At 65.1% G+C, this 13552-nt stretch carries 13 protein-coding genes; 6 read left to right on the top strand and 7 right to left on the bottom strand.

Annotated elements, in window-relative coordinates:
- Position 1: 1 nt before the first annotated feature.
- The 4 genes from N539_RS0110975 to hrcA form a co-directional block, all read right to left on the bottom strand.
- Positions 2 to 2971 carry a TonB-dependent receptor domain-containing protein gene (locus N539_RS0110975; RefSeq protein WP_197018409.1) on the bottom strand — a complete coding sequence of 990 codons (2970 nt, stop codon included), beginning with the start codon at positions 2969 to 2971 and terminating at the stop codon, positions 2 to 4.
- Positions 2972 to 3093: 122 nt separating this feature from the next.
- Positions 3094 to 5070: a TIR domain-containing protein gene (locus tag N539_RS0110970; RefSeq protein WP_197018408.1), complete on the bottom strand. Its 1977-nt coding sequence runs from the start codon at positions 5068 to 5070 to the stop codon at positions 3094 to 3096.
- Between the two features lie 74 nt (positions 5071 to 5144).
- A complete protein-coding gene (grpE, locus tag N539_RS0110965; protein WP_028970287.1) occupies positions 5145 to 5696 on the bottom strand; it encodes a nucleotide exchange factor GrpE in 552 nt (183 codons plus the stop codon).
- Positions 5693 to 6727: a heat-inducible transcriptional repressor HrcA gene (gene hrcA / locus N539_RS0110960; protein ID WP_028970286.1), complete on the bottom strand. Its 1035-nt coding sequence runs from the start codon at positions 6725 to 6727 to the stop codon at positions 5693 to 5695. The genes grpE and hrcA overlap by 4 nt, the downstream gene beginning before the upstream one ends.
- Before the next feature lie 73 nt (positions 6728 to 6800).
- Between hrcA and rph the strand changes: the two genes are divergently transcribed.
- The 3 genes from rph to hemW are packed head-to-tail and all read left to right on the top strand — an operon-like array spanning position 6801 to position 9282.
- Entirely contained in the window at positions 6801 to 7514 is a 714-nt protein-coding gene (gene rph, locus N539_RS0110955) for a ribonuclease PH (RefSeq protein ID WP_028970285.1), read from the top strand.
- A complete protein-coding gene (gene rdgB, locus N539_RS0110950) occupies positions 7511 to 8122 on the top strand; it encodes an RdgB/HAM1 family non-canonical purine NTP pyrophosphatase (protein WP_028970284.1) in 612 nt (203 codons plus the stop codon). Before rph ends, rdgB begins: the two co-directional genes overlap by 4 nt.
- Positions 8119 to 9282, top strand: a complete 1164-nt coding sequence (hemW, locus tag N539_RS0110945; RefSeq protein ID WP_028970283.1) for a radical SAM family heme chaperone HemW — start codon at positions 8119 to 8121, stop codon at positions 9280 to 9282. The genes rdgB and hemW overlap by 4 nt, the downstream gene beginning before the upstream one ends.
- On the opposite strand, the gene N539_RS0110940 is transcribed toward hemW, so the two are convergent.
- Positions 9260 to 9715, bottom strand: coding sequence for a hypothetical protein (locus tag N539_RS0110940; RefSeq protein WP_156029894.1), 456 nt, complete (start codon positions 9713 to 9715; stop codon positions 9260 to 9262). The two genes, hemW and N539_RS0110940, sit on opposite strands and share 23 nt — an antisense overlap.
- Positions 9716 to 9752: 37 nt before the next feature.
- Between N539_RS0110940 and rsmI the strand changes: the two genes are divergently transcribed.
- From rsmI to gshB, 3 genes are read left to right on the top strand one after another with little or no spacing between them, the layout of a single operon-like run.
- On the top strand, positions 9753 to 10586 hold the full coding sequence (rsmI, locus tag N539_RS0110935; RefSeq protein ID WP_028970281.1) for a 16S rRNA (cytidine(1402)-2'-O)-methyltransferase: 834 nt from the start codon (positions 9753 to 9755) through the stop codon (positions 10584 to 10586).
- Positions 10583 to 10933 carry a YraN family protein gene (locus N539_RS0110930; RefSeq protein ID WP_028970280.1) on the top strand — a complete coding sequence of 117 codons (351 nt, stop codon included), beginning with the start codon at positions 10583 to 10585 and terminating at the stop codon, positions 10931 to 10933. Before rsmI ends, N539_RS0110930 begins: the two co-directional genes overlap by 4 nt.
- A gap of 32 nt (positions 10934 to 10965) precedes the next feature.
- The gene (gene gshB, locus N539_RS0110925; RefSeq protein ID WP_028970279.1) at positions 10966 to 11916 is read left to right on the top strand and encodes a glutathione synthase; all 951 of its coding nucleotides are present in this window, start codon (positions 10966 to 10968) and stop codon (positions 11914 to 11916) included.
- 119 nt (positions 11917 to 12035) lie between these two features.
- Here the strand turns inward: gshB and N539_RS0110920 are convergent, their stop codons facing one another.
- Entirely contained in the window at positions 12036 to 12971 is a 936-nt protein-coding gene (locus N539_RS0110920; RefSeq protein WP_231463037.1) for a tyrosine recombinase XerC, read from the bottom strand.
- The gene (locus N539_RS0110915; protein ID WP_028970277.1) at positions 12944 to 13516 is read right to left on the bottom strand and encodes a DUF484 family protein; all 573 of its coding nucleotides are present in this window, start codon (positions 13514 to 13516) and stop codon (positions 12944 to 12946) included. The genes N539_RS0110920 and N539_RS0110915 overlap by 28 nt, the downstream gene beginning before the upstream one ends.
- Positions 13517 to 13552: the final 36 nt, after the last annotated feature.

Raw genomic sequence — 13552 nt, 5'->3', positions numbered from 1 at the left:
CCTATTTGAAGTCGAGAGTGGCGCCCGCAAAAAAAAAGCCCAATGGATCGTAGAGCTGTGGGAACGTGTTGCCGTTACAGCCAGCGGCGCAGCCGGCGAGCGTCGCAGTCACAATGGGAGGCGGCTTGTCGAAGATATTGTTGACGCCGAGGCGCAGCCCATAGTTCGAGCCGACATTGAACAGCCCCCCCAGGTCGAAATAGTCGTAGTCGGGCAGCTTGGCGTCCCTGTCCGTGAATGGAATGTCCGGGCGATATTTGATCGACGCGAGCCTGGTGCCCCCGATGTGCCGCCAATACGCCGACAGCGACACGCCGCCGCGCCGCCACGTCAGGCGCGCGGTGTGCCTCCAGCGCGGCAGCGGGATACCACATGGAAAGCCATAATAGCCGGCGCAGTTGCGAGGCGTCGACAGACCGCCGTTATCGATCACATTTCTTTGGAGCCGGCTGCCGAGAAACTCCAGGTTCGCCGATCCGAAACGCCCCAGCTTTCTGGAATAATTGACTCCGATGTCGATGCCGCGAACGTCGAACGATGCGACATTGGCATTGCGGTCGTCGATGAATCCCTCGGGAGTCAGCCACAGCGACCCGCTCAAGTCACGATGGATGCGACCACAGAACAATGGATCGCCGCTCGCAAGGCAGTTTTCGATGATTGGTCTCGCGCCAATTTCGGCGACCGCTCCCTTAACCCGAATGTCGAACCAGTCGATGGTCGCGTTGAAGCCGGGGACGAAGCGCGGCTCCAGCACAACGCCCAGTGTACGGGTCGTGGCCGTTTCCGGCTCTAGCCGCGCGTTGCCGCCGGCGAGGGCCTGATAGCCGAAAGAGTCAGACGGGATCGCGAGGACATGCCCGTATTGGGCGGCCGTTACCCCCGTGCGTTGACATTGCTCGAGGGTGGCTTCGGGAGAAACACCGGCGCATGGGTCCTTATTGATCGTGTAGAACACGGTTGGCGCGAACAGCTCCACGATATTGGGGGCTCGCACAGCGCGCTGGTGACTGGCGCGGAATCGGATCCCGCGCACGGGTACGAAATCCAGCGCAAGCTTGTAGCTGTTGGTGGAGAAGCGGTTCTCGGGATTGCTATACCACGATTGGCGATAGCCGCCCTCCAGGGCGAGCCGCTCAATCAGCCGGTGCTGGATCAAAGGGATTCGTGCCTCCCCGAACAGCTCCTTGACCTCAATCGAACCGCTGTAGGGAGACATAGGTTCAGACCCGGCCAGATCGCCGCTTTGATAGAATTGGTCCGGCCGAAAATCGATGAAATCCTTGCGATACTCGGCGCCGAAGTTGATTGCCGGACCATCCTCGGCCCACGGACTGCGTACTCCCCATTGTTCGAACTCTGCGGTGAGATTGCCGGACGCAATTTGCTCGCGCACCAAGCCTGCGCGCTGCGCCGCCTGTGCAAGATACTTGGTTGCTTCCGGAGTGACCGCACCAAATGCGAAAATATCCCATGGCACGCACGCCGGGTCTTCGCCGGTGAGAACCGAACGGCAGACGGGACGTCCGGTGGAGGGATCGGAAATCACGTCGAGCGAGCGCCCGATGCGCGTGGCGGAAAGCTCGTTAGTGAAAGCCGCGCTGAACTTGACGCGGCTGTAGATATAGCTTGCATCATAGGCGAGGCCCGGACGCAGGTCGCCCTTGATGCCGCCGACGACGCGCAAGTTCTCGTGCCTGAGGTCGTCACGTCTGGGGCCGCCCTCGACATTGCGGCGACCGATGAACAGCCACCCGCGATAATAAGTCTTCCCGGTTACGGGATCGGTGAAGGCGGCCCGGCTTCCCCCACTCTCTTCGCCGATGAAATTGCCGGCGGAGCAAACCAGCGAGCGTTGCTGCTCGGACAGTAGCGGACTGTCGCAATTGATGTTCGTGGTGCCGAAGAAGTTCCCCGACGGCGCAACCTGAACGGTGGAGCGGTCGTCCATGTACATCACTTCAACGAACGGCTTCACCGCATCGTTGAATTCAAAGTCGGCGAAAGCCCCTGCCGTATAGCGCCGGTCGGGACGCTGGTAGAAGTTCCACGGCGCAAAGCTGAATGGGACAAACCCGGGCTCGAACGTTCGATCGGGGCCGATTTGGTACGTTCCGGAGAGAGTTTCGAAAGTGCCGGGGAAAGAGACCTGCAAACCGCCGCACTCGAGAGCGTTCGGATCGAACTCCTGCGTGCCGATTGTGCAGGCGCTATAGTCGCGCCTGTCCTCAGTGAGGCTTTGAAGCTTTCGGTAGCCGGCATAGACGATGGCGTGCCCGCGGCCATCGAGAAAGGCCGTCCCATAGGCGGCGTTCACGTCCCACCGTCCGCCGTCGACGACACTCCCGCGCGGAAACTTCAGTCCCTCCTCGACCAGGACGTCCCTGATCGGCGGCCCGATTCGGTTGTCATGCTGAAAGAAGCTGGCCTGGCCGTCGACTCTCAGGCCCTCCAGGCGCGTATCCAGGATGAAGTTGACGACGCCAGCGACGGCATCCGAACCGTAAACGGACGACGCGCCGCCGGTCAGGACCTCAACGCGCTCGATCAGCGCGCTCGGGACCGCGTTAATGTCGGGGGCGATTTCGCCTGGATCGCCGGGGATCAGACGCCGCCCGTTCAGCAAGACGAGCGTCCGCGCTGCCCCCAGTCCGCGCAGATCCACCGTGGACGTGCCCGTCGCGCCGGCCGATGTGAATGCGCCCTGCGAAGGGCTGACCATCGGAAGCTGATTGAGAAGCTCCTCGGTAAGGATGACGCCCTCGAGCTTGGCTTCTTCCTGCTGGACAACGGTGACCGGGCTTACCGCGGTAAGGTTCCGACGCGGAATCCGTGAACCGGTGATGACGATCGGCTGGGCGGTCGCCTGGTCGACGTCGGTCGGTTGCTGTTGCTTCGGCGGCGCTTGCGCCTGCAGCGCGAACGCGATGGCGCACAGGCCAGCGGCGCGCCATTGCGATTTGCCCCCCATCATACCCCCTTGGAGGGCGATCGGGCCCGAGCTCCCGACGCTCCCGCTCGAAGAGGCCAAGAGCATATACGAATTTGTTCAAAACGCCGATTGCTAACCGTCTTTTTAAATCAACGGCCTGGCTAACGCTTCAAGAGTTGTGCGCAGATCGGCTCCGGCCGCTTGCGGCAGAAGTCGGGAAGCCGCCCGCTGCGCCAATAAGCGAGCAGGCCGACACGCTGCGCGAGCTGCAGATAGCGCGGGTCGCCGCGCATCGGCGCGGCCGCGGGCGAGGTGATGAACTCGGTACCCCCGCCGCCGTCAGGTTCATCGAGCCAGATGCGCTCGGTTTCCGCCGGAGTGCGGCCGATCCGCGTCGGATAGAGCTTGTCCGCCAGCCCAAAAGCGCTGTCCAGATCGCCGACCGCCGAGAACGCGAGCATGCAGCGGATCTTGATCAAAAAAGCGTCCGCCCCAGCGCAGGTTCGCGTCACGGCCGCGGGTGACTTCGACCGGAGGGCGGCGACGAGCGCGGCACTGTCCCGGTATCCGGCAGGAAGAGGTTCCGCACCCACTTCCTGCTCGATGCGGCGGATCGCCTCAAAATCCCCGCGGTCAAGTCTTCCGAACATGCGGTTCCGAAAAAACATGTCCTTGCGTCCCGGCCACCAGCGGACGCCCTGCCGATACAGTTCGCGGGCATCGTCGCTGTGGTCCGCGAATTCGAACATCTTCAGCATGTCCGCAATTTTGAAGTGATCGTACGGATTGTGCGTGTACGACAGTCTTGTGAGTTCAACCGCCTGATCGAAGCGCCCGACGTTCCGCATGAGGGCGGAAAGGAAGCCGTTGAGATAAGGCGCGTCCGGATCGACGCGTTTGCCGGTGCGCAGCTGATCTTCGCATTCGGCCAGCCGGGTCTCGCTATGGAGTAAGCACGACGTGGCATAGGTGTCGCCGAATTCGGGAGCGAGCGCGAGCGCCCGCTCGGCGGCTTGCCGCGCCTCGGTCACGGCCTGCGCCCGCTCGTCGCGCGGAAGCTCACCCAGCACGAACCCCGTGAAAAAGGCGACGCCCATTTGCGCGTTGGGGTTGTCCGGCGCCTTCGCGACTACCCGCTTCCGGATTTGGTAAGCTTGGAGCTGGTCATCGGTCTCGGCAAGAAGCTCCGCCATCAACGCCGGGTCCATCGGATGCCGCCTGTCGAGAACCAGCAGCACTGGTCCGTCGAAAAAGGCTGCCATTTGGGCACCAATCCGCTCAGGCAGGTAGCGGATATCGTTGGGTCCGGCCTCGAACCGGCTCGTGGATACTGTTACCCCCTGGGCCGCCTCCTCCAGGCGGATGGTTGCCACGACGCTCTCGCCGTTCCTGCTCAGGTCGCCCGAAAGCATGAAATCACCCGCGGAACGTCGGTCTTGGGGTACCGAGCCGATCAGCCGGACCGGAATGCCGGTTTGCGACAAGGTATGCGACAGCGAGTCCCGAGCCTGCCGGGCAAGATCGTGAAGCTCGGCGTCGGACGATGGCGCGGTGAAAGACGCGAGCGCGATCGTCGGCTTTGGCAATGGTCCCCCCATCGGCTGCCGATTGGTCAGGAACATTGCTGTCGCCGCGGCGATCATCAACACTGCGACCAGTGCGCCAATCGTCCACGAGGCTCTGCGTCCGGGCCAGGCGAACGCGCGCTTTTGCTCGGCTGCGAAAGCGAAGGGCGCGGCTTTGCCCTTCGCCTCCAGCCGGCGAGCGACCGACCGAAGCAGCTCTGCCGTGCGATCGTCCCGCTTGCCGCCTTTCCAGCCGGCCAGATCCAGCGTGTGAAACTGGCGAAAACCCATCGGCGGCAAGCATCCGTCGATGCTGACGGGGACGAGCCGTCCCGTGTCACCTCCCACAGCTGCCTCATCGCGCACCCATCGCGATTTTACCGACAGCATCGACCAGGCGACCAACACGACATCGGCCTTGTCGAGTTCAGCTTCGATCTCGGCGGCGAATTCTTCCCCGCCGTCGATGTGACGATCCCACCAGACATTGTGACCAGCTTGCTCGAGCGCTCGCGCGAGCGCGTCGGCGCAGGCGCGGTCCTCTCGTGCGTAGCTGAGGAAGATGGCCCCCAAATGGTCCTCCACGGAAAAAACTGCGCGCCAAGCCCCGGCGAGTCAACGCGTCCCGACGACAGCCACCTGCAGGACTAGTCCGGCTTCTTCGCGACCCCCACAAGCGCGGGGCGCAGCAAGCGCTCTCCGAGCATGTAGCCCGCCTGCATCTCCTCGACGATGACGCCCGGGGCGGCCTGATCGGTCGGGATCTCCATCATCGCCTGGTGGCGATTGGGGTCGAGCTTCTCGCCGACCGACTTGATGCGGCTGACGCCGTTCTTGGCGAACACGGACTCCAGCTCGCGGGCGGTCGCCTCGATCCCGGCCAGGAACTGGCTGGCGACCTTGTCGCTGCGCAGTTCGTCGGAGACCGCGACCAGGGCGCGCTCAAGATGATCCTTGATCGCCAGCATGTCCCTGGCGAACCCGGCCTGGGCATAGACCGAAGCTTGCTGCTTCTCTTGCTCGAGCCGACGCCGCACGTTCTGGATCTCGGCCGCGGCATAGAGCGCTTTGCTGTTCGCTTCCGCGAGCTGCTTCTCGAGCTCCGCCACATGGTCGTGCTCGGCGACCTCCGGCGACTCCTTTGCAGTCGTGGCGCGGATTTCCTCGGCCTCTTCGTGCAGCTTTTCGTCTTCGGTCATGCCATCAATCTCGTCAGTGCTTTCGCGGTGAAATCCACCATGGGGACCACGCGGGCGTAGTTCAACCGCGTCGGGCCGATCACGCCGACAACGCCGACGACCTGACCCTGGCTCCCACGATACGGCGCGGCAATCACCGAGGAACCGGACAAAGCGAACATCCGGTTTTCGGAACCGATGAAGATGCGGCAGCCGGGCGCGTCGCGCGCTCCTTCGAGCAGCCGGGCGATTTCCTGCGCTTCCTCCAGCTCGTCGAGCAGCATGCGGACTCGATCGAGATCCTCGGCGGCGCCTGGATCTATCAGGTTGGCTTGTCCGCGAACGATCAATACCGGGCGGCGTGAATGATCCTGGCTCCAGGCCGCGAGGCCGGAGGCGACCAATTCGGCGGCGGTGGCGTCGATCGCTTCCTTGCGCTCGCGAATTTCGGCGCGCAGTCGCGCCTGCGCCTCATCCAGCGTCAGGCCCGACAGCCGCGCGTTCACGAAATTGCTGACCTCGGTAAGCGCGTCGGACGTCGTCCCGTCGTCGAGCGGGACGATGCGGTTCTCGACGCTGCCGTCGGCGCCGACCAGCACCGCCAACGCCCGGCCGCGATCCAGCGGAACGAAGCTCAATTGCCGCAATATGAGTTCCTGCTTCGGCGCCAGCACAATGCCGGCGCAAGCCGACAGGCCGGACAAGGCCGCCGAGGCTGCGGCAAGCGCATCCTCGATCGGCTGATCGCGGACGATCTGCCGCTCGATCTCCATCCGCTCGCGCGGGTCGGGCGCAGCGGTCTGCATGATGCCGTCGACGAACAGGCGCAGCCCGCGTTCGGTCGGAATGCGCCCGGCGGACGTATGCGGATGGGTGAGCAGGCCACGCTCCTCCAGCTCCTGCATCACGCCCCGGATCGAGGCCGGCGACAGATTGATCGCGCCGGCCAGCACTTTTGACCCGACCGGCGTGCCGCGCTCGAGATACGCCTCGATCACTCGGCCAAAGATGTCGCGCATCCGGTCCGTAAGTTCAACGATCGGCTCGGCCATATTAGGCATCTAGGATTGGCGTGGCGCGCGGTCTAGGGACGCACCGCACCATTATCAGGATGAAGGAGTCTGAATGCGCCCCTCCGGACGCGCCCCCGACCAAATGCGCGAGCTGAAATTCGATCCCGGATTCACTCGGCACGCTGAAGGCGCGTGCCTCGTCAGCTTCGGCGACACCCGCGTCCTCTGCACGGCAAGCGTCGAGGACAAAATCCCGCCGTTCCTGCGTGGCAAAGGCCAGGGCTGGGTCACGGCCGAATATGGCATGCTGCCCCGGGCCACGCACACACGCGGCAATCGCGAGGCCGCGCGAGGCAAGCAGTCGGGGCGGACGCAGGAGATCCAGCGGTTGATCGGCCGCTCGCTGCGCGCCGTGGTTGATCTGACCAAGCTCGGCGAGCGCCAGGTCATTGTCGATTGCGATGTCATCCAGGCCGACGGCGGCACTCGCACGGCAGCTATTTCGGGCGGCTGGGTGGCGCTCCGCATTGCCATCAACAAGCTCCTGCAAAGCAAAGCGCTTCCGGTCGATCCGATTCGCACCCAAGTGGCCGCGGTGAGTTGTGGCATCCACAACGGAACGGCGGTGCTCGACCTTGACTATGACGAAGATTCGACCGCCGGCAGCGACGGCAATTTCGTGCTGACGGCGGACGGCGCGATCGTCGAGGCGCAGCTGACCGCCGAGGGCGAAACCTTCGACGAAGAAGGGCTGCTGCGCCTCCTCCGCCTCGCGCGGATCGGCTGCTCCGACATTTTCGCGGCGCAGATCAAGGCCAGCGCATGAGGCCGATCGGCGACAAGCTGGTCATCGCGACCCACAATCTCGGCAAGCTGCGCGAAATCGCGGCGCTGATCGAGCCGCTGGGAATTTCGGTGGTCGGCGCGGAAGAGCTCGGCTTGCCCGAGCCCGAGGAGATCGGCAACAGCTTTGCCGACAATGCGGACCTGAAGGCGCGCGAGGCCGCCGATCTGTCGGGCTTGCCCGCGCTCGCGGATGACAGCGGCCTGTGCGTCGATGCGCTTCATGGGCGTCCCGGCATCTTTTCGGCGCGGTGGGCCGAGGATGAGGACGGCAACCGTGACTGGATGCGCGCGATGGAGAGGGTCTGGCGCGAAGCCGAGGCGACCGAACCCGAGGCGCCCCCGGCCGCCCATTTCGCCTGCTCGCTGGCGATCGCCTGGCCGAACGACGGCCAGGCCGAGACGTTCGACGGGCGGGTCGACGGGACGCTCGCCTGGCCGCCGCGAGGCGACCGGGGCTTTGGCTACGATCCGATGTTCGTACCCGTGGGCTACGACGAGACATTCGGCGAGCTCGAACCCGAGTTGAAGCATTCCATCAGCCATCGCGCGGTGGCATTTCGCAAGTTCGTGGAGGCGCTCGAGGAATGAGCGCGGAATCCCTGGCGCTGTACGTCCACTGGCCGTTCTGCGTCAGCAAATGTCCCTATTGCGACTTCAACAGCCACGTCCGCGCCGCCATCGACCAGCGGCAATGGCGCGACGCGCTGCTGGCCGACCTCGCGCACGAAGCGCGACTTTTGCGCGGCCGAACCCTGACCTCGATCTTCTTTGGTGGAGGGACCCCTTCGCTGATGGATCCGGCAACGGTCGAAGCCGTGATCGATGCGGCAATCAGGCATTGGGAGCCCGCCAAGAACATTGAGATCACGCTTGAGGCCAATCCCAATTCGGTCGAGGCGGACCGCTTCGCCGATCTGGCGTCGGCCGGTGTGAATCGTCTGTCGCTCGGGCTCCAGAGCTTTGACAATGCGGCGCTTGCCTTCCTCGGCCGAGCGCATTCGGCCCGCGAAGGATGGCGCGCGCTGGAAATCGCGCAGAAACGCTTCCGCCGCGTGAGTTTCGATCTCATTTACGCGCTGCCCGGCGAGACCGAGGCAGGTTGGGCGGCAACGCTGGCCCAGGCGCTCAGCCTCGGCACCAGCCACCTTTCCCTCTATCAACTAACGATCGAGCCAGGCACGCGCTTCGCTGCTCTCCATGCCGCGGGCAAGCTCGAGCCGCTCGACCCCGATGCCTCGGCTGCATTGTTCGAGCTTACCGACGAGATGACGGCGACGGCGGGCTTGCCGGCCTATGAGATCAGCAATCACGCCCGCAGCGGGCGCGAAAGCCGGCACAACCTCACTTATTGGCGCTACGGAGATTATGCCGGCATCGGGCCAGGCGCGCACGGCCGGCGCTCGGGCATGCGCACCGTCAGGCACAAGAAGCCCGAAAACTTCCTCAAGGCGATGGCGCGCAACTCGAGTGGAATCGCCGAGGAAGCGCCATTGTCGGCGGTCGAGGCCGCGGATGAAGCGCTGGTCATGGGGCTCCGCCTGCGCGAGGGAATTGACGCTCAGGCGATCGCCGAGCGTTTCGGGCTCGAGGCGGTGGTCGACTGGGGCCGGGTGGCGCGGCTCGCCGAGTCCGGCCACCTATTAAGGAAAGACACGCGCATCCGCCTAACCGGGAAGGGGCGCCTGGTGCTCGATCATATCCTCGGCGACATCGCCGCGGTCGAGACTAAGGCTTCGGTTGCTGCGTAGCGCTCGCCGGCGTTGCCTGTACCGTCGGAGCGGATTTGGGGGCCGGCGCCGCAGCAGATTGCTGCGCATTCTGCGATGCGAAGAATTGATATTTGTCGACCGAGGTCGCGAGATAATCGTCGACCGTCATATTGGCATCGTCCGCCGCCGCTTTCTTCGCCATCCCGTTTTTCACGCGGAAAGCAACGACGGCGCCTTTCAAGGAGCCCATCTGAGCGCTGCAAGCATTGCGTGCGTAAGCTTCAAAGGCGTCGCCGGCGACTTTTTCTTTTCCTGCCTTGTCCGACGCTTCCCTGAGGCAGCCGCGAAATGCGTCCGTCGGACCATTGATCGTCGCCTGCAGCATCGTCAGAGTGATTGCCCAGGCGCCCACTAATGCAATCATCGCACCCTCTCCCACGGCACGAGCTGAAACACCGGCACGTTGCTCCATTTTTGCAAGGTTTGGAAGAGCTTATTGGTAGGTGCGAATGAAAGTTCCATTGCCTCCCGGACTGCATATCGTGGCCACTCCAATCGGCAATCTCGGCGACTTTAGCGAACGTGCGGCAGACACCTTGCGCGGCGCGGACCGCATCCTCGTCGAGGACACTCGAGTCACGGCAAAGCTTCTCGCTCACATTGGCGCGAAGGTGCCGATGACACGCTACGACGACCATAGCAGCGAGCGGGACCGCGACGCCATCGTCGCCAGGCTCGGCGACCAAGCCATCGCGCTGGTCAGCGACGCCGGCACCCCGCTGATTTCCGATCCCGGCTACAAGCTGGTGCGCGCGGCCCGAGCCGCCGGCCATGCGATCCACACCGTTCCTGGGCCGAGTGCGGCGATCGCCGCGCTGACGCTTGCCGGTCTGCCGACCGACCGATTCCTGTTTCTCGGATTTTTGCCGGCGAAGGCCAAGGCGCGCGCCGATGCGATCGCGGAGATCGCGGACGTGCGAGCGACGCTGGTGCTGTACGAAAGCGGCCCCCGTCTCGCCGGAACGCTCGCGGCACTCGGTGATGGGCTCGGTGACCGCGACGCCGCGGTCGCCCGCGAGATCACGAAGTTGCACGAGGAGTGCGTGACCGGCACGCTCGAACAGCTTGCCGAGCGCTATGCGGCCGCTCCGGCCCGCGGCGAAATCGTCATCGTCGTCGCGCCGCCGCTGGAGACGCTGCCGGCGGGCGACGACGAGCTCGATGACGCGCTCGACGAAGCGCTCGGCCGGCTGTCCCCTTCCCGCGCCGCCGCGGAAGTTGCGGAACGCCTCAAGGTCCCGCGCAAGCGCGCCTACGCCCGCGCCCTCGAGCGCTCCCGGTGAACCGCCAGGCGGCCGAGAGGCGCGGCCGCGGCGCCGAGACGCTGGCCTGCTGGTATTTGCGGCTGCACGGCTGGCGCATTCTCGCCCGGCGGGCGCGGGTACCGGGCGGCGAAGTCGATGTCATCGCCCGCCGCGGGCGGACGCTCGCGTTCGTCGAGGTGAAGGCGCGCGCCAGTCATGACGCCGCCGCGATGGCGCTCGACCAGTGGCGCTTGCGGCGGGTCGCCGCCGCGGCCGAGCGACTTGCCCCCCGCTACCTGCGCGACGGAGACGACGTCCGCATCGACGCCCTGTTCATCGTGCCGCGGCGCTGGCCGCAGCATCTCGTCAACGTCTGGCAAGGGTGACAACGGGGCTTTGACTGCCTAGGCGGCAAGCCATGCCGCTGCGCGTCGCCGTCCAAATGGATCGCCTCGAAACGATCAACATCGCGGGCGATTCGACCTTCGCCCTCATGCTTTCGGCGCAGGCGCGTGGCCACAAGCTCTACCACTATCTCGCCGAAGACCTGACCTGGCAGGACGGGCGCCTTTATGCCGGTGCCCATGAGGTCAGCGTGAAGGCGGTTCCCGGAGATCATTTCCGCATCGGCGAATTTGCAATCCTCGACCTCGGCCGCGACGTCGACGTCGTGCTGATGCGCCAAGATCCGCCGTTCGACCTCGGCTACATCACCGCGACGCATCTGCTCGAGCGGATTCAGTACGAAACCCTGGTCGTCAACGACCCGGCGGCCGTTCGCAACGCGCCCGAGAAAGTCTGGGTGCTCGATTTCGCACAATATATGCCGCCGACGATGGTGACGCGGTCGCTCGGCGCCGCGCGCAAGTTCTTGGCCGATCATGGCGAGATCGTAATCAAGCCGCTTCACGGGAACGCCGGAAAGGCGGTGTTCAAGGTCGGTCGCGACGGCGCGAACCTATCGGCGCTGATCGAGCTGTTCAACGCAACCTATCGCGAGCCGCACGTGCTCCAGGCCTTTCTTCCCGAAGTGGCCGAAGGCGACAAGCGCATCGTCCTCGTCGACGGCGAATTCGCCGGGGCCATCAATCGCCGGCCGGCGCAGGGCGACATCCGCTCCAACCTGGCTGCGGGAGGGACCGCCGAGGCGGCTGAGCTGACGGACACCGAACGGGAGATTTGCGAAGCGCTCCAGCCCGAGCTTAACCGGCGCGGCCTCCTGTTCGTCGGGATTGATGTGATCGGCGGGAAGTGGCTGACGGAGATCAACGTCACCTCCCCGACCGGCATCGTCGCCATCGACAAGTTCAACGGCACCGACACCGCCGGCCTGATCTGGGACGCGATCGAGCAGTGTCTCGCCGCGTAACTATTTAATCCAAAATGGTTATTTAGCGATCGCTTTACCAACACCGCTTAGCAGTCGCCGGGTCGCGGCTCGGCGGTTTCCCACTAATCCGTCGAGCCGCGGCGAGTGCGTCCACGACCTCACGCACGGGGGTGGGCGTGGCGATAGACGTCCAACAGGCGCGCCGCGTCCACCGCCGTGTAAATTTGGGTCGACGATAGGCTCGCGTGGCCGAGCAGCTCCTGCAGTGCACGCAAGTCCACCCCCCGCGCCAGCAAATGCGTGGCGAAGCTGTGGCGCAGCGCATGCGGTGTCAGGCTGTCCGGCAGCCCGAGCCGTTTGCGCGCCGCCGCGACCGAACGGCGTACCAGGTCCGCGTTCAGGGGCCCGCCCCTGGCACCCACGAACAACGGCGCGTCTCCGGCGACCGGATACGGGCATTGACGGGCATAATCCTCGACGGCTTCCTTCACGGCCGGGACGATCGGCACAATTCGTGTCTTCGAGCGCTTGCCGGTGACGCGCAACGTCGCGCCGATCGGAAGCATGCGGCAAGTCAGCGAGAGCGCCTCGGCAACGCGTAGTCCGGCTCCGTACAGCAACAGCAGGATGGCAAGGTCGCGGGCGCCGATCCAGGGCGCGCTGGCATGCTCGGCCGCGTCCTGGGCAAGCCCCATTGCATCTTCGGGCGCGGCGGGCCGGGGAAGCGTCCGCGGGCGCTTGGGCGCGCGAGTGCGCGGCAGCTGGCTATGGCTCCCGGCCTGCTCCCCCGCATATTTGAGGAACGCGCGCACGCCGGACAACTCACGCGCGGCCGACGCCGCCCCGAGGCCTTCGGCGCGGCGGCGGGCAAGGAACGCACGGAGGTCGCTGGCCTTGAGCTCGAGTAGGCGATCGCGCGCGACCGCCCCGCCGAGATGCTCACCGAGAAAATCGATCAGCCGATGCGCCGTCGCGACGTAGGCCCGCACCGTGTGCGGCGAGCGGCGGCGGTCATGCTGCAAATATTCGGCCCAGCGCGCGGCGAGCGCGCGAACATCGGGCGAGGTCAGGACGGTTGCGGGTTCACCAGCCACTTGCGGATCATAGCCGCAAGGCTGCGACCGAGGAACATGAGCAATTCACTTCCGTGGCGGGCATCGAGGCTCAGCTCGGCGCGCTGGCCGAGCGCCAGCAACCCCACCGGCAACGGTGGCTCGCAGTCGATCCGGATCAGCGCCTCGGCGCGGATCAGGTCGCACGCGGGGCCGAACAGGGGATGGCCGCGTTCGACCGCGTGCATCTCAACCCCGTCGACGCGATCGATCGCGCGCTTGAGGATTTTCGGGTCGACAATCTGAACCCCGCCCCCATCCGCCCGGAAGCCCTTGTCGCCGACGATCAGTGACAGCGCGACCGCGTCGATCCTCAGGATCAACGGCCATTCCTGGGTCACCACATGAAGCAGGGCATCGATGCTATCGGTCTCGACGGCGGCAAGGACTGCGGCGTGGATCGACGCAACCGCGCCCGAATGACCACGCGCAAAAGCGATCAGATCCTGGTTCGCCTCCTCCACCGCACCGAGGCGCTCACGCAAACGGGCAACCGCCCGTTCCTCGAAGGGGATGACCGTAGCCATGGGCGCAAGAATACCCCGAGAGCGGTTAATTTCCTA

This window comes from Sphingomonas sp. URHD0057 (genome assembly GCF_000620665.1).
Lineage (GTDB): Bacteria > Pseudomonadota > Alphaproteobacteria > Sphingomonadales > Sphingomonadaceae > Sphingomicrobium.
Note: the sequence above shows the minus strand (reverse complement) of the source record. Positions and strands in the feature narration are given on the sequence as shown.

Bases quoted from the DNA above. Each gene is read 5' to 3' on its own strand.
- hrcA (WP_028970286.1), bottom strand. From the start codon at position 6,727: ATGGCCGAGCCGATCGTTGAACTTACGGACCGGATGCGCGACATCTTT.
- N539_RS0110915 (WP_028970277.1), bottom strand. From the start codon at position 13,516: ATGGCTACGGTCATCCCCTTCGAGGAACGGGCGGTTGCCCGTTTGCGT.
- hemW (WP_028970283.1), top strand. From the start codon at position 8,119: ATGAGCGCGGAATCCCTGGCGCTGTACGTCCACTGGCCGTTCTGCGTC.
- N539_RS0110940 (WP_156029894.1), bottom strand. From the start codon at position 9,715: ATGGAGCAACGTGCCGGTGTTTCAGCTCGTGCCGTGGGAGAGGGTGCG.
- N539_RS0110975 (WP_197018409.1), bottom strand. From the start codon at position 2,971: ATGGGGGGCAAATCGCAATGGCGCGCCGCTGGCCTGTGCGCCATCGCG.
- rph (WP_028970285.1), top strand. From the start codon at position 6,801: ATGCGCCCCTCCGGACGCGCCCCCGACCAAATGCGCGAGCTGAAATTC.
- grpE (WP_028970287.1), bottom strand. From the start codon at position 5,696: ATGACCGAAGACGAAAAGCTGCACGAAGAGGCCGAGGAAATCCGCGCC.
- rsmI (WP_028970281.1), top strand. From the start codon at position 9,753: ATGAAAGTTCCATTGCCTCCCGGACTGCATATCGTGGCCACTCCAATC.
- rdgB (WP_028970284.1), top strand. From the start codon at position 7,511: ATGAGGCCGATCGGCGACAAGCTGGTCATCGCGACCCACAATCTCGGC.
- gshB (WP_028970279.1), top strand. From the start codon at position 10,966: ATGCCGCTGCGCGTCGCCGTCCAAATGGATCGCCTCGAAACGATCAAC.